The organism is Mycobacterium sp. MFM001 (assembly GCF_003402475.1).
Lineage (GTDB): Bacteria > Actinomycetota > Actinomycetes > Mycobacteriales > Mycobacteriaceae > Mycobacterium.
The window spans coordinates 112,468-138,970 of sequence record NZ_BFAB01000010.1; the positions used below are offsets into that span (position 1 = coordinate 112,468).

Below are 26,503 nucleotides of genomic sequence, written 5' to 3' on the forward strand. Positions count from 1 at the left end.
GTCTGTGCCCCCGTGTCGACCAGTCTGGCAGTTGTCCGTCTCGACCCCGGGCTTCCGCTGCCCAGCCGCGCCCACGACGGTGATGCCGGCGTCGACCTCTACAGCGCCGAAGACGTCGAAATCGCGCCGGGGCACCGCGCCCTGGTGCGCACGGGCGTCGCGGTGGCCATCCCGTACGGGATGGTTGGGTTGGTCCATCCGCGCTCGGGATTGGCTGCGCGAGTTGGGCTTTCGATTGTCAACAGTCCCGGCACCATCGACGCCGGCTACCGCGGCGAGATCAAGGTGGCGCTGATCAACCTCGATCCGGCCACGCCGATCGCCGTGCACCGGGGTGATCGCATCGCCCAGCTGCTCGTGCAACGGGTCGAGTTGGTCGACCTGGTCGAAGTGGCGTCATTCGACGAGGCCGGGCTCGCCGAAACCTCGCGGGGCGACGGCGGTCACGGCTCCTCCGGCGGACATGCGAGCTTGTAATGGCATTCGGTAGAGGCAAACCCAAAAACGACGACGCACGCGGCGCGGAAGTGGCGGCGGCGCAGCCGGAGCCGCCGGCTGAGCCCGAACCCGAGATCGAGCTCGACGGGCCGTTCGACATCGAGGATTTCGACGATCCCGCGGATGCCGAGGTGGCCCGGCTGGACCTGGGTTCGGTGCTGATCCCGATGCCGGCGGAGGGCCAGCTGCAAGTCGAGCTCACCGAGACGGGCATTCCCAGCGCGGTCTGGATCGTGACACCGAACGGCCGTTACACCATCGCCGCGTATGCGGCGCCGAAAAGCGCCGGCCTGTGGCGCGAGGTGGCCGGCGAGCTTGCCGACTCGCTGCGCAAGGACGGGGCCCAGGTGAGCATCCAGGACGGCCCGTGGGGTCGTGAAGTGGTGGGCACGGGGGCCGGCGTGGTGCGGTTCATCGGGGTCGACGGCTACCGCTGGATGATCCGCTGCGTGGTCAACGGCGCAGCGGAGGCCATCGACGCGCTGACCAGCGAAGCACGAGAAGCCTTGGCGGACACCGTGGTTCGTCGCGGCGATACGCCGCTGCCGGTGCGCACACCGTTGGCGGTGCAGTTGCCCGAGCCGATGGCGGCCCAGCTTCGGGAGGCCGCCGCGCAGCAGGCGGCCGCGCAGCAGGAGCAGCAGGATGCGTCCGCGCCCGCCGAGCGCCGCAGCGCCGCAGGGTCGGCGATGCAGCAGCTGCGCAGCAGCACAACCGGAGGCTAAGCGGCGTCGCGCAGTGCGGCCAGGCACGCGGCGCCCAGCGCGGCCGGGTCGGCGCCGATCTCGTCGAGCGTCACGGTCCGCAACGCCGCCCGCGGCGCGGCGGCCGCCCATTCGACACCGACCTCTAAGGGATGGATCGGGTCGTCGGTCGCGGCGGCGACGCCCAGCGGCGCGGCCAACCGGGCCAGCTCCGCGCGGCTCGGCGCCACGTACGCCGCCGCTGCGTCCATCGCGTCGGGCAGATCCGGCCACAGGCGCCGCCATGACCGGGCCAGCTCGTCGCCCAGCCATTGCGGGCTGGACGCCCGCATCTGCGCCGTCGTCGCGGCCAGCCCCTCGCGGCGCAGCTGCTGCGCCGAATGGTGGGCCGCCAGGGCGGCCGGGGCACCGTCGGGTGCGCCGGTCCAGGCGGGCAGCGCGGCCAGCACCGCCACCGCGCGGTCGGGATGCCGCAGCGCCCACCCGGCGGCCACCGCGGCACCGATCGAGACACCGCCGACGGCGATCGCGCCGCGCTGTGCGGCGGCGTCCAGCGCCGCCAGGTAACCCTCGACCAGGCGGCCCGGCTGCGGCGGGGGTGCCACGACCAGCGCACCCGCGTCGCGCAGCGGACTCCCGAACGCGCGGTCGATGTAGTCGTCGTCGGAGCCCGTTCCGGGCAGCATGACCGTCGTCACACCGTGCAAGTCGAGGGGCACAGACTTGATACTGCCCGGTCTTTACGGGTACTCCATCGGGACCCCGAGGGGGCCGCATGGCGCCCGGGAACTAACCGGTCTACGGTGTCCGTTGGCATAACAGGATTCGGCTCGGCCGAATTGTTGAAAAAGAAGGTGATGGCGACGGCCGAAGGGTATCTGCGCCGGCTCACCCGTCGACTGACGGAGGACCCCGAACAGCGCGACGTCGAAGAGCTGTCCGACGAGGTGCTCAACACCGGCGCGCAGCGGGCGATCGACTGCCAGCGCGGGCAAGAGGTCACGATGGTCGGCACGCTGCGCAGCGTGGAAGCCAACGCCAAGGGTTGCGCCGGCGGTGTTCGCGCCGAGTTGTTCGACGGCACCGACACCGTCGCGCTGGTCTGGTTGGGCCAGCGGCGGATTCCCGGAATCGACTCCGGTCGCACGCTGCGGGTGCGGGGCCGGCTGGGCAAGCTGGACAACGGCACCAAAGCGATTTACAACCCGCACTACGAAATTCAGCGGTGACCGACCGTCCTGACCGATCGACGATTCTGACCCAGCTGGGCGGTGTCAGCGGGCTCGTCTACTCCTCGCTGCCGGTGGTTGTCTTTGTGGCCGTCTCCGCCGCCGTCGGCCTGATAGCCGCGATCAGCGCGGCGGTCGGGGTGGCCGCAATTGTCCTGCTGTGGCGGCTGATTCGGCGCGACTCCATCCAGCCCGCGGTGTCCGGGTTCGTCGGCGTCGCCATCTGCGCGGTGATCGCGTATGCGGTCGGCCAGTCCAAAGGCTATTTCCTGCTGGGCATCTGGATGTCGTTGCTGTGGGCGGTGGTCTTCGCGGTGTCGGTGCTGATCCGCCGGCCCATCGTCGGCTACATGTGGAGCTGGTTCGGCGGACACGATCGCGGCTGGCGCGACGTGCGAGCTGCGGTCTACGCCTTCGATATCGCCACGCTGACGTGGGTGCTCGTGTTCGCGGCGCGGTTCGTGGTGCAGCGGTTGCTCTACAACGCCGACCACACCGGCTGGCTGGCAGTGGCGAGGATCACGATGGGCTGGCCGTTGACCGCCGCCGCAGCCGTCGTGACGTACATGGCGATCAAAGTCGTGCAACGATCGCTTGGCGCTAGCCCTGAGCCCCCTGGTGCGTCGGCAGAAGCAGCTGGCGCAGCTCCGCCTCCACCTCAGTAACGGCGACGAACAGCAACTCGTCGCCGCCTTCCAGCGGTTCGTCGGCCTGCGGAACGATCACCCGGGGCCCGCGCAGGATCGTCACCAGCGCCGCGTCGCGGGGCAGCTGTAGTTTGCGCACCGGCTTGCCGCCCCAGGGGGTGTCGTCGGGCAGCGTGATCTCGACCAGGTTGGCCTGCCCCTTGCGAAACTCCATCAGCCGCACCAGATCTCCGACTGCGACGGCCTCTTCGACCAGCGACGCCAGCATCCGCGGCGTGGACACCGCCACGTCGACGCCCCACGCGTCGGTGAAGAGCCATTCGTTGCGCGGATCGTTGACCCGCGCCACCACCCGCGGCACCGCGAACTCGGTCTTGGCCAGAAGGCTCAGCACCACGTTGGCTTTGTCGTCGCCGGTGGCGGCGATCACCACGTCGAACTCCTCGAGGTGTACCGATTCCAGCAAGCTGAGCTCGCAGGCGTCGCCCAGCCGCCAGTGCGCGGCCGGGATGGCGTCGACGTCGAGATGTTCGGGGTTGCGCTCGATCAGGCTGACCTCGTGGCCGCTTTCGAGGAGTTCGCGGGCTATCGAGCGGCCGACCGCGCCGGCGCCGGCGATTGCGACCTTCATTGGCGCCGCTCCTCATCCCCGGCTACGCGGGCGATTGCGTCCTTCACGATTCCAAGTCCTCGCTCGGCGGCAGTGCTGCAATGGCCATCGCCTCGGCGGCACGGCCCGATATCGCGGCGATGTAGACCTGGTCGCCGGCCTGGATGACGGTCTTCGGTTCGGGCAGTAGCCCGCTGCCGAACCGGATCAGGAACGCGACGCGCGCGTCGGTGGCCGCCTCCAGGTCGGTGAGCCGATGCCCCACCCAGTCCTCGTGCAACACCACCTCGACGACGGCGACGGTGCCGGTGGGGTCGCGCCATTTGGTTGTTTCGCTCTCCCGGAGCAGGGCGTTGAGCAGCCGGTCGGTGGTCCACGGCACGGTGGCGATGGTGGGGATGCCGAGGCGCTCGTAGACCGCCGCGCGTTTGGCGTCGTAGATGCGCGCCACCACGCGCTGCACGCCGAAGGTCTCCCGGGCCAGTCGCGCCGAAATGATGTTGGAGTTGTCGCCGGACGACACCGCGGCAAAAGCCTCGGCCTCCTCGATCCCGGCCCGCAGCAACACGTCGCGGTCGAAGCCCAGGCCCAGCACCCGCTCACCGGCGAAATCCGGGCTCAGCCGGTTGAAGGCAGTGCCGTCACGGTCGATGACCGCGACGTCGTGGCCGATCCGGGACAGGCCGTCGGCCACCGAGGACCCCACCCGGCCGCACCCCATCACTACTACCCGCACCTGAGGTCCTCTCGGCTTCCCCTGCTCGTCGGGCTCCGGCGGCAACCGCGTTGGCCAGCCGATTTGCGCCCGGGACATTCTCGTCTAGGGAACGCTACCGCCAGCGCCCGGTGGGCTTACTCTTGGCTCTCGTGTCCAAACTTTCGACGGCGGCGCGCCGCTTGGTGCTGGGTCGGCCGTTTCGCAGCGATCGGCTGAGTCATACCCTGCTGCCCAAGCGGATCGCGCTGCCCGTGTTCGCCTCGGATGCACTGTCGTCGGTGGCCTACGCGCCCGAGGAAGTTTTCCTGATGCTGTCGGTGGCCGGGCTGGCCGCCTACTCGCTGACACCGTGGATCGGGCTGGCGGTGGCCGCGGTCATGCTGGTGGTGGTGGCCAGCTACCGCCAGAACGTGCACGCCTACCCGTCGGGCGGCGGCGACTACGAGGTGGTCACCACCAACCTCGGCGCCAACGCCGGCTTGACCGTGGCCAGCGCGCTGATGGTGGATTACGTTCTGACCGTGGCCGTTTCGACGGCGTCGGCCATGTCTAACATCGGCTCGGCCATCCCGTTCGTGGCCGACCACAAGGTGCTGTTCTCCGTCAGCGCCATCCTGCTGGTGATGGCGATGAACCTGCGCGGAGTCCGCGAATCCGGTGTGGCATTTGCCATCCCGACCTACGCGTTCATCGTCGGAGTCGGCATCATGCTGGTCTGGGGGCTGTTTCGAATCTACGTGCTCGGCGACCCGCTGCGCGCCGAATCCGCCGGATTCCAGATGCATGCCGAGCAGGGCAAGATCGTCGGTGTCGCATTGGCGTTCCTGGTGGCCCGCTCGTTTTCGTCCGGATGCGCGGCGCTGACCGGTGTCGAGGCGATCAGCAACGGGGTGCCGGCATTTCGTAAACCCAAGTCCCGCAACGCCGCCACCACGCTGCTGATGTTGGGCGTCATCGCGGTGAGCCTGCTGATGGGCATCATCGTGCTGGCCGAGAAAACCGGGGTGCAGATCGTCGACGATCCGGCCAAGCAGTTGGCCGGCGCGCCGCCGGACTACAACCAGAAGACTCTGGTCGCGCAGTTGGCGCAGGCGGTGTTCGGCAGCTTTCACATCGGTTTCCTGTTGATCGCCGCGGTCACCGCTTTGATCCTGGTGCTGGCCGCCAACACCGCGTTCAACGGCTTCCCGGTACTGGGCTCGGTACTCGCCCAGCACAGCTACCTGCCTCGCCAGCTGCACACCCGCGGCGACCGACTGGCATTCTCCAACGGCATCGTATTCCTTTCCGTGGCAGCACTTTCGGCGATCATCGCCTTCCGCGCCCAAGTCACCGCGCTGATCCAGCTCTACATCGTCGGGGTGTTCATCTCGTTCACGCTGAGCCAGATCGGGATGGTCAAGCACTGGACCCGGTTGCTGCGCAGCGAAACCGACCCGAGCGCCCGCCGCAAGATGAAGCGCTCGCGGGTGGTCAACACCGTCGGCTTCGTGTCCACCGGCACGGTGCTGCTCGTCGTGCTGGTCACCAAATTCCTTGCCGGAGCGTGGATTGCGGTGGTGGCCATGACGGCGTTGTTCATCATGATGAAGGCGATCCGCAGGCACTACGACTCGGTCAGCCGCGAACTGCAGCAGCAGGCCGCCCAAGACGAGGGCGTGGTGCTGCCCAGCCGCAACCACGCCCTGGTGCTGGTGTCGAAGTTGCACCTGCCGACATTGCGGGCGCTGGCCTATGCCCGCGCGACCCGTCCCGACGTGCTGGAGGCCGTCACGGTCAGCGTCGACGACGCGGAAACCCGCGAGCTGGTGCGCCAGTGGGAAGACAGCGATATCTCCGTGCCGCTCAAGGTGATTGCCTCGCCGTATCGAGAGGTGACCCGACCGGTGCTCGACTACGTCAAACGGGTCAGCAAGGAGTCGCCGCGAACCGTGGTGACGGTGTTCATCCCGGAGTACGTGGTGGGGCACTGGTGGGAACAGGTGCTGCACAACCAGAGCGCGTTGCGGCTCAAGGGCCGGCTGCTGTTCATGCCGGGCGTGATGGTGACGTCGGTCCCGTGGCAGCTGACGTCGTCGGAGCGGCTCAAGACGCTGCAGCCGCACATTGCTCCGGGCGACGCCCGGCGGGGAATCTTCGATTGACCGAACTCACCCTGGCCGCCGGCCCACCGGCGAACGGAGGAAGCTGCGTGGCCCGCCACGACGGCCGGGTGGTCTTCGTCCGCTATGCGCTGCCCGGCGAACGGGTGCGGGCGCGGGTCACGGCGGATCGGGGTTCCTACTGGCACGCCGAGACCGTAGAGGTGATCGAGCCGTCGGACGACCGGGTGGAATCGTTGTGTCCGATCGCCGGTGTGGACGGTGCGGGCTGTTGCGACCTGGCTTTCGCCGAGCCGGCGGCGGCGCGAGCGCTCAAGGCCGAGGTGGTGGCCAATCAGCTTGCGCGCCTTGGTGATCACCGCTGGGAGGGTGCCGCCGAAGCCCTGGCTCCGACCGGTCCGACCGGCTGGCGCACCCGGGTGCGGCTGGACGTGGGGCCCGACGGTCGTGCCGGCTTCCACCGCTATCACAGCGACGAACTGGTCACCGATTTGAACTGCGCTCAGCTGCACACCGGGATGACCGAGGGTCTGGATGCGCACGCCTGGACGCCCGGTGTGCACTTGCATGTTGCCGTCGACGACGACGCTGCGCGCCATGTGGTGTGCAGCACGCGACAGGGCCGGCGCACCTCGACCGAGGTGGTCGAGGGCAGCTACCAGGCTGTGCAGCGGGTGGGCCGGCGCAGCTGGCGGGTGCCGGTGACGGCCTTTTGGCAGGCGCATCGCGACGCGGCGCGGTTTTACAGCAGCTTGGTCACCGACTGGGCGCAGCCCGGCCCCGGCATGACGGCCTGGGACCTTTACGGCGGGGCCGGGGTGTTCGCCGCGGTGCTGGGCGATGCGGTGGGGGAGCCCGGGCGGGTGGTGAGCGTCGACACGTCGCGGGCGGCGGGGCGGGCCGCTCGTGCCGCACTGTCGGACCTCCCTCAGGTGGCGGTGGTCAACGATTCGGTACGCCGGGCCCTGGCCGCAGAGGATGCCCGCGCCGACGTGGCCGTCCTGGATCCGCCGCGCTCAGGCGCGGGCCGCGAGGTCATCGATCTGCTGGCCGCCGCCGAGGTGCCCCGGATTGTGCATATCGGTTGCGAGGCAGCGTCTTTCGCGCGTGACATCGGCTTGTACCGTAGCCGCGGCTACGTCGTCGAGAAGATCCGGGTGTTCGACTCGTTCCCATTGACCCACCACGTCGAGTGCGTGGCCCTGCTCTGCCGTTAACGCGACGACTGCTCGCGCCAGCGTTCCAATAACGCCGGGATCTCGGCGAGCAGGAAGGCATAGAAGTCGTGCATCTGCGTAAGTCGTTGCCCGGCAATAGTGTTCGGACCGGTCGCCGCAATGCCGGCCTGGGCCGCCGCCTGCATGGCTGCGATCACTACATTTTGGTTCGTAAACAACACTGCCCAGGCGTCGTCGCGGAGTCGGTAGTGGTCGCGTCGGCTGCCCGGGGCGGGCACCCGCTCGGCCAGGCCGACCGACGTGAGCATCTTGATGGCGCCCGAGATCGCACCCGAGCTGGCTTGCAACCGTTCCGCCAACTCACCCGAGGTCATACTGGTCTGTTCGGTGAACAGCAGAGCGGCCAGCACCCGGGCCGTCATCCGCTGCAACCCGTGATTGGTGAGCACCAGCGCGAGCTGCTCCGCGGCGTGCTGTGGTCCAAGGCTGTCGGCCATACACGATGCCTTCGCTCATAGAAGCTTCAGTAATTTCTGAAACTTCAGTATAGTAGGCCGCGGCGCTCCGGGAAGTCTGGTCGGAACTAGGTATTGGAATGCAGCCGCTGACCCGGAAGGACAACACACGTCCATGCAGGAAGTCCAGACTTCAACGACATCATCGAGTGCCATGACCGACGTGATCCGCGTCCGCGGGCTCACCTTCACCTACCCGAAGGCTTCCGATCCCGCGATTCGGGGGATGGACTTCACAGTCGGCCGCGGCGAGATCTTCGGATTTCTCGGTCCCAGCGGCGCAGGGAAGTCGACGACGCAGAAGCTGCTCATCGGCTTGCTCCGCGGCCACGGCGGTGAGGCCGCGGTGTGGGGCAGGGATCCGCTGGCTTGGGGTCCCGGCTACTACGAGCGCATCGGCGTCTCGTTCGAGTTGCCCAACCACTACCAAAAGCTCACCGGCCTGGAGAACCTGCGGTTCTTTGCATCGCTCTATGCCGGCGCGACCGTCGACCCGATGCAGTTGCTGGATGCTGTCGGGTTGGCGGACGACGCCCACACGCGGGTCGGCAAGTATTCCAAGGGAATGCAGATGCGACTGACCTTCGCCAGGTCGCTGCTCAATGAGCCGGAGCTACTCTTCCTCGACGAGCCCACCTCCGGCCTGGATCCGGTGAACGCCCGCAAGATAAAAAACATGATCCTGGACCTGAAAGCCCGCGGCCGCACCATCTTTCTCACCACTCATGACATGGCGACTGCCGACGAGCTTTGCAATCGCGTTGCCTTCGTGGTCGATGGCACGATCGTGGCCCTGGACAAGCCCACCGAGCTGAAGATCGCCCGCGGCCGGCGATCGGTACGTGTGGAGTACCGCGCCGACAACGGCCGTCTGGAGACCGCTGAGTTCAGCATGGACAGCTTGGCCGACGATCCGGAGTTCAACGCGGTCTTGCGCAACCACCATGTGGAGACCATTCACAGCAGGGAGGCCAGCCTCGATGACGTGTTCGTCGAGACCACCGGCAGGCGGCTGGAATGACCAGGCTGACAAGCGCGCTGCGGCTCGAGCTGACGCTTCAGCTCAGGCAGAAGTTCCTGCACGCGGCGGTCTTCTCCGGACTGATCTGGCTCGCGGTGCTGTTGCCGATGCCGGCCAGGCTGCGCCCGGTCGCCGAGCCGTATGTCCTAGTGGGTGACATCGCGATCATCTGCTTCTTCTTCATAGGGGGCAGCGTCTTCTTCGAGAAGCAAGAACGCACGATCGGCGCGATCGTTTCTACGCCGCTGCGGTTCTGGGAGTACCTGGCCGCCAAACTATCTGTGCTGCTGATGATCTCGCTGTTCGTTGCGGTGATCGTAGCCACAGTCGTTCACGGGTTCGATTACTACCTGATGCCGCTGGTGCTCGGCGTCGTGCTCGGCACGCTGCTGATGCTGCTGATCGGCTTCATCTCTTCGCTGCCATTCGCTTCGGTGACCGACTGGTTCCTGACAGCGACCATCCCACTCGCGGTCATGCTCGTGCCGCCAATCCTGCATTACTCCGACGTGTGGCCGAACCCGGTGCTTTACCTATTCCCCACGCAGGGAACGCTATTGCTGTTCGGTGCGGCGTTCGACCAAGTGAGCCCGGCGCCGTGGCAAGGGATGTATGCACTGGTCTACCCGGCCGTGTGCCTGGTGGCGTTGTGCCGGGCGGCCAAGGTAATGTTCGACCGCTACGTCATCGAAAGGTCTGGTCTACTCTGATGACGGCGTCAGGCCTCGCTGGCGCGCGGCCATTACTTGCATTCGGGCGCAACGACATTCGCGGCACCTACCGTGATCCACTGCTTTGGATGATTGTGGTCGCCCCGGTCATCTGGACCACCGGCGTTGCACTCCTCACGCCGTTGTTCACCAAGATGCTCGCCGATCGCTACCAGTTCGACCTGGTTCCGTACTACCCACTAGTCCTTACCGCATTCCTCTTGCTCACCAGCATCATCATTACTGGCGCGATCGCCGCGTTCTTAGTTCTGGATGAGGTCGACGCCGGCACATTGACCGCGCTGCGGGTCACCCCTGTGCCGCTGTGGGTCTTCTTCGGGTACCGGGCGTGCACAGTCATGACCGTCACGACGGTCTATGTGGTCGTAACGACGTCGCTCAGCGGAATACTGGAGCCTGGCCTGGTGGGCGTGCTGGTCCCGATCGGATTGCTCGCAGGGCTGTCGGCCGTGGTGACCCTCTTGCTGATAGTCGCCATGGCGAACAACAAGATTCAGGGTCTGGGTATGGTCCGCGCCTTGGGAATGCTTATCGCCGGGTTGCCGTGCCTGCCGTGGTTCATTCACTCAAGCTGGAACCTGGCCTTCGGGGTATTGCCGCCGTATTGGGCCGCCAAGGCGTTCTGGGTCGCCAGCGACCACGGCATCTGGTGGCCATACCTGCTCGCTGGCGTCGGGTATAACTTGGCGATTGCCTGGCCGCTATTCCGTCGCTTCCAAGCCAAGAACATGTAATCCTCGAAAGGGAGGCTGCCGACGGCGCCCGACTGCTCGTCGCACCGGCCTTCAACGAGTACGTGGCATTGAGGCATGGTTTTTCGCTGCATAGCATCGCTCGCGTGGATTTTGTCGATGTCTTGGTGGTGGGCGCGGGACCGACCGGCCTGACGCTTGCGTGCGGCTTGTTATTGCAAGGCGTCTCGGTGCGTGTGATTGACCGCGCGTCGGGTCCAGCAGTGACGTCGCGCGCAAACTTCCTGCATGCGCGCGGCTCAGAGGTGCTCGACCGGCTGGGCGCGTTGGGAACACTGCCTGACGAGTCGTTACGGGCGATGCGAATTACGACGTATCTGGGCGACAAGCCGATCATGAATCTGCAGTTCGGTGATCCTGGGCTACGCACGGCCGCCCCGCCGATGCTGGTGTCGCAAGCCAAGGTTGAAAGAGCACTGCGTGATCGGATGGCTGAGCTGGGCGGCGTGCCGGAATGGAATCGGATGCTTACCGCTGTCACGCCGGACGGCGACGGGGTGACCGCAGTGCTAAGCGGCAATCTGATCGTGCGGGCGCAATGGGTAGTGGGCTGCGACGGCACTGGCAGCACCGCACGCGCGTTGGCGGGCATTGGTTTTCCGGGTGTGAAGCTAAGCGAACGTTTCTTGCTGGCGGACGTCCACCTTGATTGGGATGTAGACCGTGCTGGGACAACGGGTTGGATTCACCCGAAAGGGTTGATCGGCGTAATGCCGATGCCCGATCCGCACGGGCGCGATGATTTGTGGCGGGTAATCGCGTATGACCCGGGAGGCGACGAAAAGCTCAGCGAACACGCGGTTCTCGACCGTCTCCGCCAGATCCTGCCCGAACGGACCCAGCGCAGCGTGCGCATCGGCGATGCGGTGTGGCTTTCGCAGTTTTCGGTACACCGGCGGCTTGCCGACGCATACCGCCACGGCCGAATTCTGCTCGCCGGTGATGCGGCCCATGCTCATGCTCCGTTCGGCGGGCAGGGAATGCTCACCGGCGTCGGGGATGCAGAAAACCTGGCGTGGAAGCTTGCACTGGTCGTCGGTGGTCACGCGACTGATCGACTGCTCAATAGCTACGAGGCCGAGCGGCGTCCGTTGGCCACCGAGGTGCTCCGCGGCACCAGCGCGATGACGCGGGTGAACGTGTTGAGTAACCCGCTTGGCCGGTTTGTGCGAGATCGAATCGTAGTCCGGCTGATCGGTTTGGCGGCGGTGCAGCGCTGGGCGACTTACTCCGCGTCGCAGCTGTGGGTCAGTTACCGCAAGGGACCGCTTGGTGGGCGGGGCCGTAATCCTCGTCCGGGTGATCGGATCGGTGATTTGCCTTGTACCCGAGAGGACGGCTCAGTGTCACGGTTGCATGCCGAGCTGGGCGGTAGTTGGGGATTGCTTGCGCCGCGCGATGCCGATCTGGTGGGCGCCAAGGCTGTTGGGAAGCGGCTCGGCGGGCATCTCAGTGTGCTGCGCTACCACGGTAAGGACATGATGCTTGTCCGACCCGACGGGCACCTGGGTTGGCGAGGTGATCCCGAGGACGTGCTCGGCCTTGACCGATGGCTGGCCAACGCGTTACACGCCGGGCGAGCCCGATAACCCGTGGCGTCGGTTTCGCGCAGCGTGAAATCCGCCTCGCATTACTTCGGTCGTGTCGTTGCCGGACTCGTCGTCGGTCCGGAACCTGGCGTTGGTTTGGGTGTCGATGTGGGAGTTGCAACGACCAGCAGTCCGCCGGATACCCATTGAATGGTGATGGTGGCTTGCGGAAGTGCGGTCTGAAGGTCGGCTTGCAGGCTAGCGACGTCCGGCTGGGTCTGCCCGATCAAGGTGACGGTGACTGCGGTGGCGGAGCCGTCGACACTCAAGACTGCGGTGCCCGGTTTGGATGATGCCCATTTGTCGGCGGTGTCGCGTGCGGTGGCGAGTGCTGTCTGGGCGCCGTTGGATCCGACGGTCCCGGGAGTTCGGGTCCAGGCCAGGCTGACCGGAATGCGGTGGTGGTAGCGCGCGTTGAGCAACGCTGCCAGGTTCTCGGAACTCTTGGGTGGGTGCGGCCCGGCGGTGGAGACAACCAACGTCCCGGCCTCATAGCTGAGGCCTTTCAAGCTCAATGATTGTGCGGCTAGCCACTTTTCGACCAGGGGACTCAGGTCGTTCAGCGGCAGCTGCGGCGTGTCCGGCTGGTCGTGTTCCGGGTCGCGCATCGGTATCCATCCCAACTGCACCGTAATTGGATGGCCCAGTGCGCGGCTGAGCGTTGCCGCCACCTCCTGTATCGGTGGGGGAGCCGTGGGGCCCGTGATGTCGGCTCGAATCGTGTTGTCGGAGGTGGTGATACGGCTGAGTCTGCTGCCGGAGTCGAGGAGATCCGTGATTGCTTGCGTGGCGACCTTGAGTTCGTGGGCCTGCCGGGTGACGGCGATAAAGCGCGGCGTGAGGATCAACGCGACAGCCAATGCGCAGACGGCGGCGATAGCCAGAGAGGTAAGAATCTGGCCGCGCCGGGTGCGGAACATCTCGCTGGGGACCAAGCCGGTCAGCAGGAACACCACCGCTGCCATCAGCACAATGCCGACCAGGTTTGTCAGAAACAGCAGTGCCGCACCACGAGCCAACTCGGGTTGGCCGCGCCCCAGCAGGACGCCAATTGCCGCCAGTGGTGGGACTATTGCAACGGCGACTGCGACGCCGGGCAACGCGACGGAGATCTGTTTGTGCACGGTGGCGATTGCTCCAGCGGCGCCGGCGCCCAGCGCAACAAGCAGGTCTCGAATGTCGGGGCTGGATCGCGCGACAACTTGGGCGGGCAGCCCGGTTCCCGCGGGTGGCAACAAAATCGCGATCAACCATCCGACCGCGATGGCGCCAGCCACGGAAACTGATACCAGCGCCAAGCCGCGCAGCAGCCGGGGGCCCCAGCCCATGATCAGACACGTTGCGATGCCCATGATCGGTGACATCAGCGGCGCGATCATCATCGCGCCGATCACAACCGCCGCAGAATTCTGCAACAGCCCGATGGCCGCAACAAGGCTGGACAGAAACATCAGGACTGCGAATCGCCATATCGCTGCGCTTGACGGCGCGACCATGAGCGCGTCCATGACCGAATTGCGGTCTTCGTCCGTTAGCCGATATACCGGCCACGACACTTTCGACACCATCCGGCCCGCCAACCCGGTCACTGCGCGCGTTCCCACAGCCCCCTCGATTTCGGTCAACGTTGGCATCGGCTGCCCGCTGATACCACCCATCAAACCGCTGTCAGGAGATGAAGGCCGTGCATCGACACACCTCCGGAGGGGCGCGGTTAGTGACCGAGAAGGCGCCGCTTCTGCTCGGTGAATTCTTCCTCGGTCAGAATCCCTGAATCCCGTAGTTCAGCGAGTTCGCGGAGCTCGGCGGCGATTCCGGTCACGGGTCCGTTTGGCGATGGGTTGGCGCTTGCACGAGTCGGCGCGGAGCGCTCTCTGCGGCCGAGTCCGGCGGTGCCGCCGAGGGCGCGGCCGGCCATGCTCGCCAGGGCCATCTCGCTGAAAAGCTGCCCCGAGCCTGCTGACGCAATCTCCGGGGCCGCAGCGGCGGTGGTCATCGGCAGTGCTGCGGCGACTTGACGGAATGCCGGGGCCGCTGCTGCCCATGACTGCGGGACCGACAACGCGCCGACCGAGCCGGCCTGACCCATGCCTGCCGACACCGGTGGCCAGCCCCAGCCAGGAAACGGGGTAAAACCTGGGAAGACGCCTCCGGTGTCTATCTGCGCGGCCTGCAGAGCAACAGCAACGCCGGCCGAATCCACACCAAACGAGCCGGCCGAATCTATCCCGAATGAGCCGGCCGAATCGATAACAAGCGCACCGAAGAGGTCGGCACCGAGGCCGGCCGCGGCCAGAGTCAACGCGGGGCTGGCATCAAGGGCGGGTGCCGCCAGCGGCGCGAGCGCATCGCCCGGAGTCGATGCCGCGGGCGACGCCAGGCTCTGCAGTGCTTGGGGCGCTGCAGAGATTGACGAGACAGCGGCCGGCACTCGGGTACCAGTGGCGGTGGCGCTGGCTTGGGCCACCGCGGCGGCCTGACCGGCCGTGCCGCCCCGGTTGGTGGCTTGATCCGGCGGGGTGAACGGCGTCAGCTGCGAGGCGGCGGCCGCGCTGCCGGCATAGCCATACATGGCCGCGGCATCTTGGGCCCACATTTCGGCGTAGTGCGCCTCGGTGGCCGCGATCGCCGGAGTGTTTTGGCCAAGGAAGTTCGTCGCCACGAGCGCGGCCAACTGCGCCCGGTTGGCGGCGACGGCCGGTGGCGGCACGGTCATCGCGAACGCGGTCTCGTAAGCGGCGGCGGCGGCCTTGGCCTGGGTGGCGGTCTGCTCGGCCTGGGTTGCGGCGGTGTGCATCCACGCCGCGTACGGGGCGGCCGCGCCGGCCATAGCCGTAGATGCAGGCCCGAACCATCCCCCGGCCAGCTGGGAGATCACCGCTTCATATGAGGCGGCTGCCGAGCCCAGCTCCGCAGCGAGCGCGTCCCAGGCCGCGGCGGCGGCCAGCATCGGTCCCGACCCGGGACCGGCATAGATCCTGGCGGAGTTGACCTCAGGCGGCAACATCGCGAATTCCATTGCTGTCCAAGCCCTTAACTGGCAGCAATGGCGTTGGCGGCTTCGGTGGCCGCATACGAGCCGGCGCTGGTGCTCATGGTGGCCACGAACTGTTCGTGGATCGCCGCCGCCTGGGCGCCGATCGCCTGATACAGCTGAGCCTGGGCGGCGAATCGCGCCGCGGTCAGCGCCGACACCTCATCAGCGGCAGCAGGGAGCACTCCCGTTGTCGGCGCAGCCGCGGTCGCGTTTGCGGCGCTCACTGCCGAGCCGATGCCCTGTAAGTCGCCGGCCGCCGCCGCCAGCATCTCCGGCTGCGTGGTCACGAACGACATTTGTTCCTCCTAACGTGACGAAATAGCGTTCCCCCAACGCAAATGGCGCCGAAACGGCTCGCCGAGCGGGCGGTCGAGGGCATCCATCACACCGATGTGCCCACAGCGGGCTCCCGCGGATAGGCCGGTCGTGCGCTGCGAGGCCAACAGACATGACCAGCTGCGGTCCCGGGTACCGATGTGATGCAAGATGCAACTGCCGGACCTCTGTTCGATCCAGCCGTGTCCGCACCCTTTGCACCTGACCTCCAGTTTCCGTCGCGCACCGACCCATCGGCCATCGGGTCTGACACCCATTCGGTGGGGGACCAGACCCGTATGGACAAACCTCTACCGCCCGGATCACCCTGGTGGCATGACGCGTCGAGCAGCGGTCATCAACGCGATGCGACGACGAGCGAGGATCCCGGCAGGTGGCCTGTTCCGCTGGGTCGTGTTGATCAACGGCCTGATCTTTACGCTCGGCACGCTGGTGCTCGTCATGTCGCCGGCAACCGTGTCGTGGCCCGTCAAGCTCACGGAGATCCCGGTTCTTGGTGTGGGGTTGGCGATCATGCTGACCGCCAACGCGCTGTTGCTGCGGTCTAGGCTTGCGCCCCTGGATCGGCTCGCCGCATCCATGTGGCGGGTTGATCCGCCCCAGCGCAGCGCCCGCCTGCACGACCGCGGTGACCTACAGCACCTGATCACATCGTTTAATGCCATGCTGGATCGGCTCGAATCAGAGCGCACGTCCGCGAGCGCAGCGGCGCTCGCCGCACAGGAGACCGAACGTCAGCGGATTGCGCGGGAGTTGCACGACGAGATCGGCCAGACCCTCACCGTGGCGCTGCTCACCCTCAAGCGGGCGGTTGACGGTGCACCCGCGGGGATACGCCGCGAACTGGCGGACACTCAGGAAATTTTGCGAGCCAGCCTCGATGAGATGCGTCGCATCGCTCGGCGGCTGCGCCCGGATGCGCTCGAAGATCTCGGTTTGCCGAGCGCGTTGCACGCGCTGTGCAACGAGTTCACTCAGGCGAGCGGCGTCGGTGTGGTCAAACACATCGCGCCGCAAGCTGATCGGCTCAGGGCCGACGTCGAATTGGTCTGCTATCGGGTCGCTCAGGAAAGCTTGACCAACATCGCCCGCCATGCCGGCGCCGACAAGGTCTGGTTGGACTTGCACACCACCGCAGACGATCTCATGCTGCGCATCGCCGACAACGGAAAGGGCGGGGTGGTCTCGGAGGGTGCAGGGATCCGCGGAATGCGCGAGCGCGCCCTGCTCGCCGATGCGACCTTGGCAATCACCTCACCGAGCAACGAAGGGACGGAAGTCAGACTCGTGGTGCCGCTAACGACCGGTCATGGCCAGTGATGGTGTCCGCTCCGGTGCGCATCCTGCTCGCCGACGATCACGCGCTGGTGCGGAGCGGCTTGCGGATGATCCTGGATGCCGAACCTGACCTGCGTGTCGTCGCCGAGGCCGCCGACGGGTGCGAGGCCCTTGCGGCCCTCGACGGCACCCCCGTCGACCTAGCCATCCTTGACATCGCGATGCCGCGGATGACCGGACTGCAGGCCGCGCGGGAGATCAATCGCAAGTACCCCCTCGTGCGGATGCTGATTCTGTCCATGCACGACAACGAGCAGTATTTCTTCGAAGCGCTCAAGGCGGGCGCCTCCGGCTATGTTCTCAAATCGGTGGCCGACCGCGACTTGCTCGAGGCCTGCCGGGCGACCATGCGCGGTGAACCGTTCCTATATGCCGGGGCGGTGACAGCGCTGATCCGCGAGTATCTCCGGCTGGCACAGCACGGAGACACGCTGCCCAACACCATTCTCACGTCACGCGAAGAGGAAGTGCTCAAACTGATCGCCGAGGGCTACTCGGCCCGCGAAATCGCGAATACCCTTGGCATTAGCGCCAAAACGGTGGACCGGCACCGAACCAATACCCTGCAAAAGCTTGGCCTGCGCGACCGCTTGGCACTCACCCGATACGCGATCAGGACCGGCCTGATCGAACCCTGATGGGCGTTGATTGCAACTACCGGCAACTGCGTTCGGAGGCGACAGCCTTCGCAATGCTCCCGGCTCCGGCGCAGACTCCTCCAATGTAGGCCTTGACCACGTCACGTGCGGACACCTCAGTGCCTTTCGGTAGCGCAGCCAGCCATGCGAGAGCATCATCCCGTTCGTTGTTGGCATACACCCGGACTGGAAACGGCAGCCAGGCGCCAATGCCGTGGGTTGAAGTCCGAATCCAGCCGATGTCGCTCGCAACCGCGCAGCCGTCGAGCAGCTGCACGTAAGCGAATCCCAGCCGGGCGTCCGCCCACAGTGCACCTGGCGTGATGCGCTGGAAGCTCGGGCCGAACTGGTAGAGCAGGCGCAACCGGCTGCCCGTTCGTCGTGCCCGATCGACTATCGGCGCAAAGGTCCGCCGGTAATCCTCGGCGGTCACCGTCCCGACGGCCTGCAGGGCCTGGATGCCAGCGGGCATGTCCGTAAGTTCCTTCAGCACAACGGCTCTTCTTTCAATGTGGATTAATGCGGAGACACAGCTTACTAGTGCAACTATTGCATAGTGCTACTATAGCGGATGACTCCATCCTTGGAGAGGTTCGCTTATGAGGGTCGCCATTGTCGGCGCTGGCATCGCCGGGCCGACGCTCGCGTACTGGCTATGGCGTTATGGCCACGAGCCGACGCTGATCGAGAAGGCGCCGCGGCTCCGCACGGGCGGGTATGCCGTCGACTTCTGGGGTGGCGGATACGCCGTCGCCGAACGTATGGGGCTCACCGCCGAATTGCATAGCACCGGATATGCGGTTCAGGACGTGCGGCTGGTGGACCGGAACTCGCGGGAGGTGGGGGGCTTCTCGGTGGATGCATTTCGGCGCAACGTCGATGGCCGGTTTGTCACTGTGCCGCGTGGTGATCTTGCGGCCATGATCTACCGCTGCATCGACGGTCATGTCGAAACCCTCTTCGGTGAATCGGTCTCGGCCGTCACTCAAGGTGACTCGGGCGTACGGCTCACATTCGAACGAGGCCGGCCACGGATATTTGACTTGGTCGTTGGCGCCGGTGGCATCCATTCGCCGGTGCGCGATTTGGTGTTCGGGGCCGAAGCAGCATTCGAGGTCGATCTCGGTTATCGAGTCGCCGCGTTCGAAGCCGAGGGTTACCGGCCGCGTGACGAACTTGTCTACCTCGCCTACAACGCACCGGGGCGGATGCTGGGGCGGTTCGCGATGCGCGAAGACCGGACGCTGTTTCTGTTCGTTTTCACCGCCGACCACATGAGCGGGCGTGATCCGCAAAACTTGGCTGAGGTCAACAACACGCTGCGTGACGTCTTCGGTGACGCCGGCTGGGAGTGCCCCGAGATCTTGCGCGAGCTGGACGGTGCCGCCGAGGTGTATTTCGACCGGGTTAGCCAGATCGTCATGGACCGCTGGTCGCAGGGGCGGGTGGCCCTCATCGGCGATGCGGCGGCCGCGGTCTCGTTGCTTGCGGGTGAGGGCGCGGGGCTTGCGATGGTGCAGGCCTACGTATTGGCGGGCGAGCTCAATCTCGCAGGCACAGATCACCAGGATGCATTTCGCCGCTATGAACGCCGGCTCCGGCCGATAGTTGAGGCCCGGCAGCGGTCGGCTCGGGGCTTCGCTTCGATGTTCGCGCCGAAGACGTCGATGGGCTTATGGGTCCGCAATCAGGTGTCCAAACTGCTGAACGTTCCGCAGGTGGCCGACTGGGCCGTCCGACGCGAGTTTCGCGACGACATCGAGTTGCCCGAATATGCCGTCTAGATGCCCACGACGGCATTGGCGCGTCCAGGATGGGCGGTTTATCCGGATAACTCGGTGGGTACGTCATCGCCCTAGCACTGTGCGGGTACCGGTAAGGCATGGAGGCGGGCAGTGTGCGGAGTAGCAGCCGAAGTACGGCGCGCAAGCACGTCGGGATATCGCTGCCTGCGCCTGCCGGAAAACATGACGATCATGGCGCGCACGCGCTGCCCTGGCATTGAGGCGTATCTGCAACGCCGACGACACCGGCAATGGCGCAGCCGAGGCTCCTGACGCAAAACAATCTAGCGCCCGTGCATACCGGCTGCGGTCACTGAAGCAGTCGGATATCCGTTAGCCGCTGCTGACCAGTCATGCGCTGGCATGTAAGTGAAATCCCCTGTGGTAGATCAGTCTCTCGCGGAGGCGGGCCGCCCTTGACCGTTCAGGCTGTCCCAAGAGGCGGAGGTGACAAACAGCAAGCTGACCCTGAAAAGCCCGGAGCGCCAAAGCCGTAACTGATACTCGCTCGACAGCACACGGTTTTCGTCCGCAGGCCGAACCCAAAGCCGCATTAGATACCAAAGACTTGGAAAGGCGACTTCAGTTGCCGCCCAACGAGTTAGGGTTCCGTCGCACCGCTGGTGACGACGTCGATCAAATGCGCTTGCCAGCGCTTGTGTATGACCAAAGCGGCACCCAAACATCTTGAAACCCAACAATATTCATGTTTCGATAACAGCGGGGACGGGTAGGTCGCGAAGGCCGAAGTTGACAAGATCACATGCTGTCCTGACGAGGGGGTGTGGTGTTGGATTACGGGGCGTTACCGCCGGAGATCAACTCTGGTCGGATGTATGTCGGTGCCGGGCCGGGGCCGTTGTTGGCTGCGGCGGCAGCCTGGGATGGGTTGGCGGTCGAGTTGCATTCCACCGCAGCGTCTTACACCTCGGTGATCTCGGGGTTGACTGCTGGCTGGCAGGGTCCGTCGTCGGCGGCCATGGCGGCGGCGGGCGCACCGTATGTGGGATGGATGAGCGCTACTGCGGCGCAGGCTGAGCAGACTGCTAACCAGGCCAGGGCAGCGGTGGCCGCCTATGAGGCGGCGTTCGCCGCCACAGTGCCGCCGCCGGTGATTGCGGCCAATCGCAGCCTGCTGATGTCGCTGATCGCGACCAACATATTCGGGCAGAACACGCCGGCGATCGCGGCCACCGAGTTCCATTACGCGGAAATGTGGGCCCAGGATGCGGCCGCGATGTATGGCTATGCCGCCGGTTCGGCAACTGCGTCGCAGGTGACGCCTTTCACGCCGCCGCCGCAGACCACCAACCCAGGCGGAGTGGGTGCTCAATCAGCAGCGGTCGCTCAGGCCAGTGCGACGGCGGCCGGCACGCATGCACACAGCTTGCCGCAAATGATCTCTGCGATGCCTCACGCGCTGCAAAGCATGGCAACACCGGTGTCTGCGGCGGCGCCCGCGGCGGCGGCGGAACCGCCAGCGCCAACTCAGGTTTTGGATGTGCTGAAGAACCTCACCATCGGGTCGCTATCGCCGCTCTCCCTTTATGGCACTCCGGGTACCAGCTTCCTTCTGGGCATACAGAGCTATCTGCTACCCCAGGCCGCGGCGAATTTGACGTCGGCGAACGAACGGCTTCATCGAGATCAGACCAAATTAGGGCTCATTGCGTCCGAGCCGGGTTCGGGGGTGCGGGTGATTAACGCACCTGGAAGCGCGGTTTCGGCGGGCGTGGGGCGCGCCGGTGCGGTCGGCGGCTTGTCGGTGCCCCAGGGTTGGGCGGCGGCTGCTCCAGCGATCAAGGAGGTTGCCGCAGCCCTGCCGCAGTCGAGTCTGTCCGCTGTACCTGCCGCGTTGGCCGCAGAGGGTCAGGGGACGGTGTTCAGCAATATGGCCCTGTCGAGTTTGGCCGGGGGTGCGCTGGTTGGTACCGGCGGCGGTGCTGCGCGTCCGGTCAGCGTAGCCGGCGCAGCGGGTGGGGCGGCTGCAACAGCGACGACGGCCAACATCTTCGTGATACAGGAGGCAGCCGAATGATGGCGCACCGACGGGGCTGGTATCCGGAAAAGCCCTGTGGTCGCGGGCTTTTAGCTCAGTTGCGACTCCGTCTCGATCCACCGCGGATTGGCCCCGAACCGTACTGTGGTCGACCCACTATCCATCAGCCAAGGCACGGCAACGTTTGAGATCCACACCAAGGAAACGGAGGAGAAATGTCTTTTGTCACCACACAGCCCGAGCTATTAGTGGCGGCCGCCGGCGATTTGACCGGTGCCGGCTCGGCGATGAGTGCACAAAACGCCGCTGCGGCGGCTCCTACCACAGGGATTCTTCCCGCTGCGGCAGATGAGGTTTCGGCGCTGACCGCGGCTCAATTTTCCGCGCACGCCCAGATGTATCAGGCCGTCAGCGCTCAGGCCGCGGCGGTTCATGAGATGTTTGTGAACGCGTTGGGCACCAGTGCCGGATCCTATGCGGCCACCGAGGTCGCCAATGCGGTGGCGACCGGTTAAGGGGCGCTGCAATGGATTTCGGGTTGCAGCCGCCGGAGATCAACTCCGGTCGCATGTACGCCGGTCCCGGATCGGGCTCGATGATGGCTGCTGCGGCCGGCTGGGACGGGTTGGCCGCCCAATTGCGGTCGACCGCAGCGGCCTACTCCTCGGTGATCTCGGGTCTGACCGCAGCATGGCAGGGCCCCTCCGCGGCGGCGATGGCGGCCGCGGTTGCACCATACGCGGCGTGGATGAATACCACCGCAACGCAGGCCGAGCGGGCGGCGACGCAGGCCAGGGCGGCGGTGGCCGCCTATGAGACCGCATTTGCCGCGACGGTGCCCCCTCCAGTGGTCGCCGCGAACCGCAGCCAGTTGATGTCGCTGGTCTCGACCAACGTCTTTGGGCAAAACACCGCGGCGATCGCGACCACCGAAGCCCAATACGCCGACATGTGGGCCCAAGATGCCGCCGCGATGTATGCCTACGCCGGTCAGTCCGCGGCCGCCAGTCGGGTGACACCGTTCACCCCGCCGCCGAAAACCACCGACCCGAGCGGGTTCGCCCGTCAGGCCGCAGCGGTGGGACAAGCCACCGCCACCGCGACCGGCACGAACACCCAATCGACATTGTCGCAGGCGATAACGGCCACCCCGCAGGCCTTGACGAGCCTCGCGGCGCCGGCCGCCGCTCCCGCCGCAGTTGACCCACCGTCGCCCATTTCAACGCTACTGAGCCTGTTGAGCTCGTCGTCGCCATTGTCAACGGGCGCATTGCTTTTCGAGGCGGTAGGCAAAGGTATGTTGCCGGCTACCAACACCATCATCAGCATCATCATGGGCCTGACAATCGGCGCCCGAACGCTCAACGACACCGCGGTCGCATTAGAGCCGGCGCTGCTGTCGGGGGCCGGCTGTGGGGAGTCCCTGACAGGACTCAGCGCCGCCGCCAATGGCCTGGGCGCAGCCTCCCCAGTATCAGCAGGTGTGGGCCGTGCCGGCTTGGTGGGGGCCTTGGCGGTACCGCCAAGCTGGGCTGCGGCCACGCCGACGGTCAGGTTGGCCGCCGCCGCGTTGCAGGGCACCAGTGCTGCCGCCGCACCGGCTGTCAGTGCACAGGCCGCCGGAGCCCTCGGTAGCCAGCTGGCCCTGGCGAGTTTGGCTGGCGGTGCCCTGGGCGGTGCCGCTCCTCGTTTCATCAGCAAAACGACCACGCGGATAGGCCGCACCGTCTCAGACAAGGACTGCGATAGCCAGACGCCGGACAAATTCAAACGTGCTCTTGCCGAAGCCGCGCAAAAGCCAGAGTCGGTGCAGCACTGGCACACCGACAAAGAACACCTCGACGACCTCTTGGATCAACTGTCGAAGAAGCCCGGCCTTCATGCCGTACACGTAGCAGGCAAACCCAAGACCACAGCGCTCAAAGCAAAGTGGGGCTAAACATGGTTGGTTGGGCCGCCGAGGTTGGCTCGGACCGGATAACTCAAGGATAAGGAGAGTCAAGAATGCCTACCCGGTTTATGACCGATCCGCACGCGATGCGGGACATGGCGGGCCGTTTTGACGTGCACGCCCAGACCGTCGAAGACGAAGCCCGCAAGATGTGGGCCTCAAGCCAAAACATCGCCGGAGCCGGCTGGAGCGGAACCGCCCAGGCCACCTCCTACGACACCATGGGCCAGATGAACACCGCGTTTCGCAACATCGTCAACATGCTCCACGGTGTGCGCGACGGGCTGATCCGCGACGCGGGCAACTACGAGGCCCAAGAACAAGCCTCCCAGCAGATCCTGTCCAGCTAGGAGAACCAGAAATGACGATCAACTACCAGTTCGGCGATGTCGACGCGCACGGTGCACTGATCCGCGCCCAAGCCGCCTCCCTGGAGGCCGAGCACCAGGCCATCATCCGCGATGTGCTTGCCGCCGGCGACTTTTGGGGCGGCGCGGGCTCGACGGCCTGCCAGGAGTTCATCACCGCGTTGGGCCGCAACTTTCAGGTCATCTACGAACAAGCCAACGCGCATGGCCAAAAGGTGCAAACCGCCGGCTCCAACATGGCGTCCACCGACTCCGCCGTCGGCTCCAGCTGGGCCTAACCGCAGGGGTTTTACACCATATCGTTTGGGCTTCGCTGTTCTGCGTGGTCCACGAGGGGTCGATATGGGCGATCCAGTGTTGCGCCTTGTGACTTACGAGTGTGTCGGCTCAGCGAGTTCTTGCAGCACAACACAATCCGCACCGGAACCACCGCGGCAGGTACGGCGGCAGGAGGCCCAAATCCTCGTAGTAGTGAATAGTGGACGCGGTCGGTGGCACGCGCCAGTTCGCCAATCTTCAGGTCCATGAATGCTGCTCTCACTTACGCTCTTGAACTTCAAGCGACTTGAAGGGGCACTCTGGAAGCGTGAGGCCTGGCCTGCAGGGATGTCAATTGGCTGGAAGCGATTAAGGAGCCAAGATCGCGATGGACATCGACTCGACTGCGGTTGCCTGCACGCTGGCAGCAACCGAACGCAAAAGTAGGTTGGCATGGATCAACGAGCTCAACGCGGCCGTGCTACGTGACCACCGTCGCGATGGCTCACGGATCGAACTCGCCTACGACCCTTCGGCGGCATCCCGAGTACGCGAGCTCGTTGATCGCGAGAAGGAATGCTGCCCGTTCCTGAACTTCACCATCCGGGAGGAAGACGAGGCATGCATCCTCGTAATCGAGGCGCCTGGCGACACGGGTACTGCCGCCGATGAACTACTCGCGGCCTACGTCGATAGAGGGCCCACCGGTGGACCCTAGCCCGCAGGACCTTTGGAGTGGCTGGTTGGCGTGATCGAGGTCATGAACGAAAGTTCCGGCAATGTTCTCGGCATACGGGGAAGTGGAAAGCTGAGCCGGGCAGACTACCGCGACGTGCTCGCGCCGCGTGTCCGATTGTTGCTCCGCCAATTTCGGAAGCTGCGGGTGTTGCTTCTGATGGACGAGGCTTTTGAAGGTTGGAGCTTGGGGGCCGCCTGGGCCAACACCGTCTTCGACGTGAAGCACCGGCGAAATTTTGAGAAGATCGCGATCGTCGGCGCCCCGAAATGGGAGGAATGGTGCGCGAAAACGGCCGCGACAGTGTTGATCCGCGGCGATTTGCAGACCTTTGATAAAGATCAATTGATCCCGGCTTGGGAGTGGCTGCGGGTGTAAATGCACAATCCGACGGGCCTCGGACTAGCCTACTTCATTGGCGGGTAAGGCATTTGCGCCTCGGCGATCACGAATAGTGTTGGTTATGCGAGCCGCCTCGGTCTGATCGCCACAGTGTGCGACGAATAGGCTTGCCGCTGTCGTCGGTCAGCGTGTGGACCCTTACTTGGGGTTGCTCCTCGTTGGCGGATGACAGGTGTCGCGGTTCTCGCGTGCTGAGGGTGCGGAGGGCGCCCGGGATTCTCAGCAGTCCGGCGACGGCCACGCTAACCCACGCCAGTAACGCATTCCAAAAGACCACCAGCGCAACCGTTTGCAGTGCCCGCTGGTGGATATTGGTGGCCATCATGTAGGTGGCGGCCGAGTACATACCGAGTGGGAATACGAGCGTCCACCACGCTCCAGTGAACTGCAAGAGCTTGGGCCGCTGTTCGATGCGGTGGAGCCCGAAGTAAATCAGCGGCGGTATCCATAACGTCGCCACGATCCAGCACACCATGGTCGCGGTATGCATGCCCTCAGCCAACCGGCCGCCTGCTTGCTGGTGAACGTAGTGACCGGCGACGACCGCAATCGCCATGGATCCCATCAGGATCCAGGCATCTGGCTCGAAGCCGTCGCGGTCGAGTCGCTCTGCGACCGCACGCCACGCCATCAGTGCAACCATCATGATGTAGAGGGCCAACGCCAATGCCCAGACCGCAACGGCAGCGATCAGCCACTGGGTATTCCCGGTGGTACTCGCCAGCTTGGCGGCCACGATCGCCAACCCGGATGTCGCGACACTTGACAACAGCCACGCGCCGTGGGCCTGGTCGCGCAATGCCACCAGTCGGCTACCAGTGAGATTGCGGATGCTGAGCACTCCGAGCAGCAGCCAAACCAACCCCGAAATCGCACCCAGTACCGGCAGTATTGCCGGGTAGGAGGTGGACAACCGGTTGGCCACAATCGTGCAGGCAGCGACGAACGTGAATAGTGGCAAGGTGATTTCAGCATCTGCCAAGCTCCATGGCAGGATCTGACGCTTGGCGGCCGCCGCGATGGCGGTCAGAACTACGAGCCCAACCAATGCCACGACGGCAAGGACACTGAGTGCATTGCTGAATGCGGTGTAGTGGTGATTCTGCGCGGCAACCGACAGGATGCCGGTGGCCATCACCACAGAAAAGACATCAGGCGACAGCGTGATAGCGCTCATTCGGATCACGACGGAGCACCACAGAATTCGGGGACGGGGTTCTCGATTGACATGCTGGCTCACCGCCGGTGCTGCTCGATTTCACCTTTGGTCGCAGTGCTTTTGCCGTGTCCGCACGACCAGAGCGCCCGCGCCAACTGCTCGCATACCCGATCAACACGGCATTGAACCATCCGCGGCCGGAC

Annotated in this window: 30 protein-coding genes; 20 read left to right on the top strand and 10 right to left on the bottom strand. The window is 65.4% G+C overall.

The window, feature by feature from the left end; all coding sequences use genetic code 11:
* Positions 1-12 precede the first annotated feature (12 nt).
* Entirely contained in the window at positions 13-477 is a 465-nt protein-coding gene (gene dut / locus MFM001_RS17700) for a dUTP diphosphatase (RefSeq protein WP_116376571.1), read from the top strand.
* Positions 477-1,223, top strand: coding sequence for a DUF3710 domain-containing protein (locus tag MFM001_RS17705; RefSeq protein WP_116376572.1), 747 nt, complete (start codon positions 477-479; stop codon positions 1,221-1,223). The genes dut and MFM001_RS17705 overlap by 1 nt, the downstream gene beginning before the upstream one ends.
* Here the strand turns inward: MFM001_RS17705 and MFM001_RS17710 are convergent.
* Positions 1,220-1,921, bottom strand: coding sequence for an alpha/beta hydrolase (locus tag MFM001_RS17710; protein WP_116376573.1), 702 nt, complete (start codon positions 1,919-1,921; stop codon positions 1,220-1,222). The genes MFM001_RS17705 and MFM001_RS17710 overlap by 4 nt on opposite strands.
* Positions 1,922-2,059: 138 nt before the next feature.
* Between MFM001_RS17710 and MFM001_RS17715 the strand changes: the two genes are divergently transcribed.
* Positions 2,060-2,431 (top strand): OB-fold nucleic acid binding domain-containing protein, encoded by a 372-nt coding sequence (locus tag MFM001_RS17715; protein ID WP_116376574.1) that lies wholly within the window; start codon positions 2,060-2,062, stop codon positions 2,429-2,431.
* The gene (locus MFM001_RS17720; protein WP_116376575.1) at positions 2,428-3,096 is read left to right on the top strand and encodes a DUF3159 domain-containing protein; all 669 of its coding nucleotides are present in this window, start codon (positions 2,428-2,430) and stop codon (positions 3,094-3,096) included. The genes MFM001_RS17715 and MFM001_RS17720 overlap by 4 nt, the downstream gene beginning before the upstream one ends.
* Here MFM001_RS17720 and MFM001_RS17725 read toward each other — a convergent pair.
* From MFM001_RS17725 to MFM001_RS25240, 3 genes are all read right to left on the bottom strand, one after another.
* Positions 3,032-3,709, bottom strand: a complete 678-nt coding sequence (locus tag MFM001_RS17725) for a TrkA family potassium uptake protein (RefSeq protein WP_116376576.1) — start codon at positions 3,707-3,709, stop codon at positions 3,032-3,034. The two genes, MFM001_RS17720 and MFM001_RS17725, sit on opposite strands and share 65 nt — an antisense overlap.
* 43 nt (positions 3,710-3,752) lie before the next feature.
* The gene (locus MFM001_RS17730) at positions 3,753-4,424 is read right to left on the bottom strand and encodes a TrkA family potassium uptake protein (protein WP_192886977.1); all 672 of its coding nucleotides are present in this window, start codon (positions 4,422-4,424) and stop codon (positions 3,753-3,755) included.
* 94 nt (positions 4,425-4,518) lie between these two features.
* Entirely contained in the window at positions 4,519-4,611 is a 93-nt protein-coding gene (locus tag MFM001_RS25240) for a hypothetical protein (protein WP_371685561.1), read from the bottom strand.
* Here MFM001_RS25240 and MFM001_RS17735 point away from each other — a divergent pair.
* Together MFM001_RS17735 and MFM001_RS17740 are read left to right on the top strand one after the other, a co-directional pair.
* Positions 4,586-6,550: an APC family permease gene (locus MFM001_RS17735; RefSeq protein ID WP_371685562.1), complete on the top strand. Its 1,965-nt coding sequence runs from the start codon at positions 4,586-4,588 to the stop codon at positions 6,548-6,550. The genes MFM001_RS25240 and MFM001_RS17735 overlap by 26 nt on opposite strands.
* On the top strand, positions 6,547-7,725 hold the full coding sequence (locus MFM001_RS17740; RefSeq protein WP_116376579.1) for a class I SAM-dependent RNA methyltransferase: 1,179 nt from the start codon (positions 6,547-6,549) through the stop codon (positions 7,723-7,725). Before MFM001_RS17735 ends, MFM001_RS17740 begins: the two co-directional genes overlap by 4 nt.
* Here MFM001_RS17740 and MFM001_RS17745 read toward each other — a convergent pair.
* Entirely contained in the window at positions 7,722-8,183 is a 462-nt protein-coding gene (locus MFM001_RS17745) for a GbsR/MarR family transcriptional regulator (protein WP_116376580.1), read from the bottom strand. The two genes, MFM001_RS17740 and MFM001_RS17745, sit on opposite strands and share 4 nt — an antisense overlap.
* Before the next feature lie 133 nt (positions 8,184-8,316).
* On the opposite strand from MFM001_RS17745, the gene MFM001_RS17750 reads away from it, so the two are divergent.
* The 4 genes from MFM001_RS17750 (at position 8,317) to MFM001_RS17765 (ending at position 12,294) form a co-directional block, all read left to right on the top strand.
* Positions 8,317-9,222, top strand: a complete 906-nt coding sequence (locus MFM001_RS17750; protein ID WP_116376581.1) for an ABC transporter ATP-binding protein — start codon at positions 8,317-8,319, stop codon at positions 9,220-9,222.
* The gene (locus MFM001_RS17755) at positions 9,219-9,932 is read left to right on the top strand and encodes a fluoroquinolone transporter permease (protein WP_116376582.1); all 714 of its coding nucleotides are present in this window, start codon (positions 9,219-9,221) and stop codon (positions 9,930-9,932) included. Before MFM001_RS17750 ends, MFM001_RS17755 begins: the two co-directional genes overlap by 4 nt.
* A complete protein-coding gene (locus tag MFM001_RS17760; RefSeq protein ID WP_116376583.1) occupies positions 9,932-10,687 on the top strand; it encodes an ABC transporter permease in 756 nt (251 codons plus the stop codon). The genes MFM001_RS17755 and MFM001_RS17760 overlap by 1 nt, the downstream gene beginning before the upstream one ends.
* 104 nt (positions 10,688-10,791) lie before the next feature.
* Positions 10,792-12,294 (top strand): FAD-dependent monooxygenase, encoded by a 1,503-nt coding sequence (locus MFM001_RS17765; RefSeq protein WP_116376584.1) that lies wholly within the window; start codon positions 10,792-10,794, stop codon positions 12,292-12,294.
* A gap of 41 nt (positions 12,295-12,335) precedes the next feature.
* Here the strand turns inward: MFM001_RS17765 and MFM001_RS17770 are convergent, their stop codons facing one another.
* The 3 genes from MFM001_RS17770 to MFM001_RS17780 form a co-directional block, all read right to left on the bottom strand.
* Positions 12,336-13,898 carry a DUF389 domain-containing protein gene (locus MFM001_RS17770; RefSeq protein WP_238159255.1) on the bottom strand — a complete coding sequence of 521 codons (1,563 nt, stop codon included), beginning with the start codon at positions 13,896-13,898 and terminating at the stop codon, positions 12,336-12,338.
* A gap of 110 nt (positions 13,899-14,008) precedes the next feature.
* Positions 14,009-15,313 carry a PPE domain-containing protein gene (locus MFM001_RS17775; RefSeq protein WP_116376586.1) on the bottom strand — a complete coding sequence of 435 codons (1,305 nt, stop codon included), beginning with the start codon at positions 15,311-15,313 and terminating at the stop codon, positions 14,009-14,011.
* Positions 15,314-15,327: 14 nt separating this feature from the next.
* A complete protein-coding gene (locus MFM001_RS17780; RefSeq protein WP_116376587.1) occupies positions 15,328-15,627 on the bottom strand; it encodes a PE family protein in 300 nt (99 codons plus the stop codon).
* A 355-nt stretch (positions 15,628-15,982) separates the two neighbouring features.
* On the opposite strand from MFM001_RS17780, the gene MFM001_RS17785 reads away from it, so the two are divergent.
* The gene (locus MFM001_RS17785) at positions 15,983-16,987 is read left to right on the top strand and encodes a histidine kinase (protein ID WP_116376588.1); all 1,005 of its coding nucleotides are present in this window, start codon (positions 15,983-15,985) and stop codon (positions 16,985-16,987) included.
* Entirely contained in the window at positions 16,987-17,643 is a 657-nt protein-coding gene (locus MFM001_RS17790) for a response regulator transcription factor (protein ID WP_116376589.1), read from the top strand. The genes MFM001_RS17785 and MFM001_RS17790 overlap by 1 nt, the downstream gene beginning before the upstream one ends.
* 16 nt (positions 17,644-17,659) lie before the next feature.
* Here MFM001_RS17790 and MFM001_RS17795 read toward each other — a convergent pair whose 3' ends face one another.
* A complete protein-coding gene (locus MFM001_RS17795; RefSeq protein WP_238159257.1) occupies positions 17,660-18,115 on the bottom strand; it encodes an STAS/SEC14 domain-containing protein in 456 nt (151 codons plus the stop codon).
* A 127-nt stretch (positions 18,116-18,242) separates the two neighbouring features.
* On the opposite strand from MFM001_RS17795, the gene MFM001_RS17800 reads away from it, so the two are divergent.
* The 8 genes from MFM001_RS17800 (at position 18,243) to MFM001_RS17835 (ending at position 25,117) form a co-directional block, all read left to right on the top strand.
* Positions 18,243-19,427, top strand: coding sequence for an FAD-binding domain (locus MFM001_RS17800; protein WP_116376591.1), 1,185 nt, complete (start codon positions 18,243-18,245; stop codon positions 19,425-19,427).
* A gap of 790 nt (positions 19,428-20,217) precedes the next feature.
* Positions 20,218-21,465, top strand: a complete 1,248-nt coding sequence (locus tag MFM001_RS17805) for a PPE family protein (RefSeq protein WP_116376650.1) — start codon at positions 20,218-20,220, stop codon at positions 21,463-21,465.
* 176 nt (positions 21,466-21,641) lie between these two features.
* Positions 21,642-21,941, top strand: coding sequence for a PE family protein (locus tag MFM001_RS17810; RefSeq protein WP_116376592.1), 300 nt, complete (start codon positions 21,642-21,644; stop codon positions 21,939-21,941).
* Between the two features lie 11 nt (positions 21,942-21,952).
* Positions 21,953-23,365 carry a PPE family protein gene (locus tag MFM001_RS17815; RefSeq protein WP_116376593.1) on the top strand — a complete coding sequence of 471 codons (1,413 nt, stop codon included), beginning with the start codon at positions 21,953-21,955 and terminating at the stop codon, positions 23,363-23,365.
* Positions 23,366-23,430: 65 nt separating this feature from the next.
* Positions 23,431-23,727 (top strand): WXG100 family type VII secretion target, encoded by a 297-nt coding sequence (locus MFM001_RS17820; RefSeq protein WP_116376594.1) that lies wholly within the window; start codon positions 23,431-23,433, stop codon positions 23,725-23,727.
* An 11-nt stretch (positions 23,728-23,738) separates the two neighbouring features.
* Positions 23,739-24,023 carry a WXG100 family type VII secretion target gene (locus MFM001_RS17825; protein WP_116376595.1) on the top strand — a complete coding sequence of 95 codons (285 nt, stop codon included), beginning with the start codon at positions 23,739-23,741 and terminating at the stop codon, positions 24,021-24,023.
* Positions 24,024-24,391: 368 nt separating this feature from the next.
* Positions 24,392-24,721 carry a hypothetical protein gene (locus MFM001_RS17830; RefSeq protein ID WP_238159258.1) on the top strand — a complete coding sequence of 110 codons (330 nt, stop codon included), beginning with the start codon at positions 24,392-24,394 and terminating at the stop codon, positions 24,719-24,721.
* Positions 24,722-24,751: 30 nt separating this feature from the next.
* Positions 24,752-25,117, top strand: coding sequence for an STAS/SEC14 domain-containing protein (locus MFM001_RS17835; RefSeq protein ID WP_116376596.1), 366 nt, complete (start codon positions 24,752-24,754; stop codon positions 25,115-25,117).
* Positions 25,118-25,184: 67 nt separating this feature from the next.
* On the opposite strand, the gene MFM001_RS17840 is transcribed toward MFM001_RS17835, so the two are convergent.
* Complete coding sequence (locus MFM001_RS17840; protein WP_238159259.1) at positions 25,185-26,381, bottom strand: tellurite resistance/C4-dicarboxylate transporter family protein; 1,197 nt, start codon at positions 26,379-26,381, stop codon at positions 25,185-25,187.
* Positions 26,382-26,503 lie beyond the last annotated feature (122 nt).

What these genes read in the sequence shown, in the direction of transcription:
- MFM001_RS17750 (WP_116376581.1), top strand. Translation starts at nt 8,317, where the DNA reads ATGCAGGAAGTCCAGACTTCAACGACATCATCGAGTGCCATGACCGAC.
- MFM001_RS17795 (WP_238159257.1), bottom strand. Translation starts at nt 18,115, where the DNA reads ATGCCCGCTGGCATCCAGGCCCTGCAGGCCGTCGGGACGGTGACCGCC.
- MFM001_RS17760 (WP_116376583.1), top strand. Translation starts at nt 9,932, where the DNA reads ATGACGGCGTCAGGCCTCGCTGGCGCGCGGCCATTACTTGCATTCGGG.
- MFM001_RS17755 (WP_116376582.1), top strand. Translation starts at nt 9,219, where the DNA reads ATGACCAGGCTGACAAGCGCGCTGCGGCTCGAGCTGACGCTTCAGCTC.
- MFM001_RS17745 (WP_116376580.1), bottom strand. Translation starts at nt 8,183, where the DNA reads ATGGCCGACAGCCTTGGACCACAGCACGCCGCGGAGCAGCTCGCGCTG.
- MFM001_RS17775 (WP_116376586.1), bottom strand. Translation starts at nt 15,313, where the DNA reads ATGGAATTCGCGATGTTGCCGCCTGAGGTCAACTCCGCCAGGATCTAT.
- MFM001_RS17815 (WP_116376593.1), top strand. Translation starts at nt 21,953, where the DNA reads ATGGATTTCGGGTTGCAGCCGCCGGAGATCAACTCCGGTCGCATGTAC.
- MFM001_RS17825 (WP_116376595.1), top strand. Translation starts at nt 23,739, where the DNA reads ATGACGATCAACTACCAGTTCGGCGATGTCGACGCGCACGGTGCACTG.
- MFM001_RS17780 (WP_116376587.1), bottom strand. Translation starts at nt 15,627, where the DNA reads ATGTCGTTCGTGACCACGCAGCCGGAGATGCTGGCGGCGGCGGCCGGC.
- MFM001_RS17715 (WP_116376574.1), top strand. Translation starts at nt 2,060, where the DNA reads ATGGCGACGGCCGAAGGGTATCTGCGCCGGCTCACCCGTCGACTGACG.
- MFM001_RS17830 (WP_238159258.1), top strand. Translation starts at nt 24,392, where the DNA reads ATGGACATCGACTCGACTGCGGTTGCCTGCACGCTGGCAGCAACCGAA.
- MFM001_RS17820 (WP_116376594.1), top strand. Translation starts at nt 23,431, where the DNA reads ATGCCTACCCGGTTTATGACCGATCCGCACGCGATGCGGGACATGGCG.
- MFM001_RS17705 (WP_116376572.1), top strand. Translation starts at nt 477, where the DNA reads ATGGCATTCGGTAGAGGCAAACCCAAAAACGACGACGCACGCGGCGCG.
- MFM001_RS17785 (WP_116376588.1), top strand. Translation starts at nt 15,983, where the DNA reads ATGACGCGTCGAGCAGCGGTCATCAACGCGATGCGACGACGAGCGAGG.
- MFM001_RS17725 (WP_116376576.1), bottom strand. Translation starts at nt 3,709, where the DNA reads ATGAAGGTCGCAATCGCCGGCGCCGGCGCGGTCGGCCGCTCGATAGCC.
- MFM001_RS17790 (WP_116376589.1), top strand. Translation starts at nt 16,987, where the DNA reads ATGGTGTCCGCTCCGGTGCGCATCCTGCTCGCCGACGATCACGCGCTG.
- MFM001_RS17800 (WP_116376591.1), top strand. Translation starts at nt 18,243, where the DNA reads ATGAGGGTCGCCATTGTCGGCGCTGGCATCGCCGGGCCGACGCTCGCG.
- MFM001_RS17810 (WP_116376592.1), top strand. Translation starts at nt 21,642, where the DNA reads ATGTCTTTTGTCACCACACAGCCCGAGCTATTAGTGGCGGCCGCCGGC.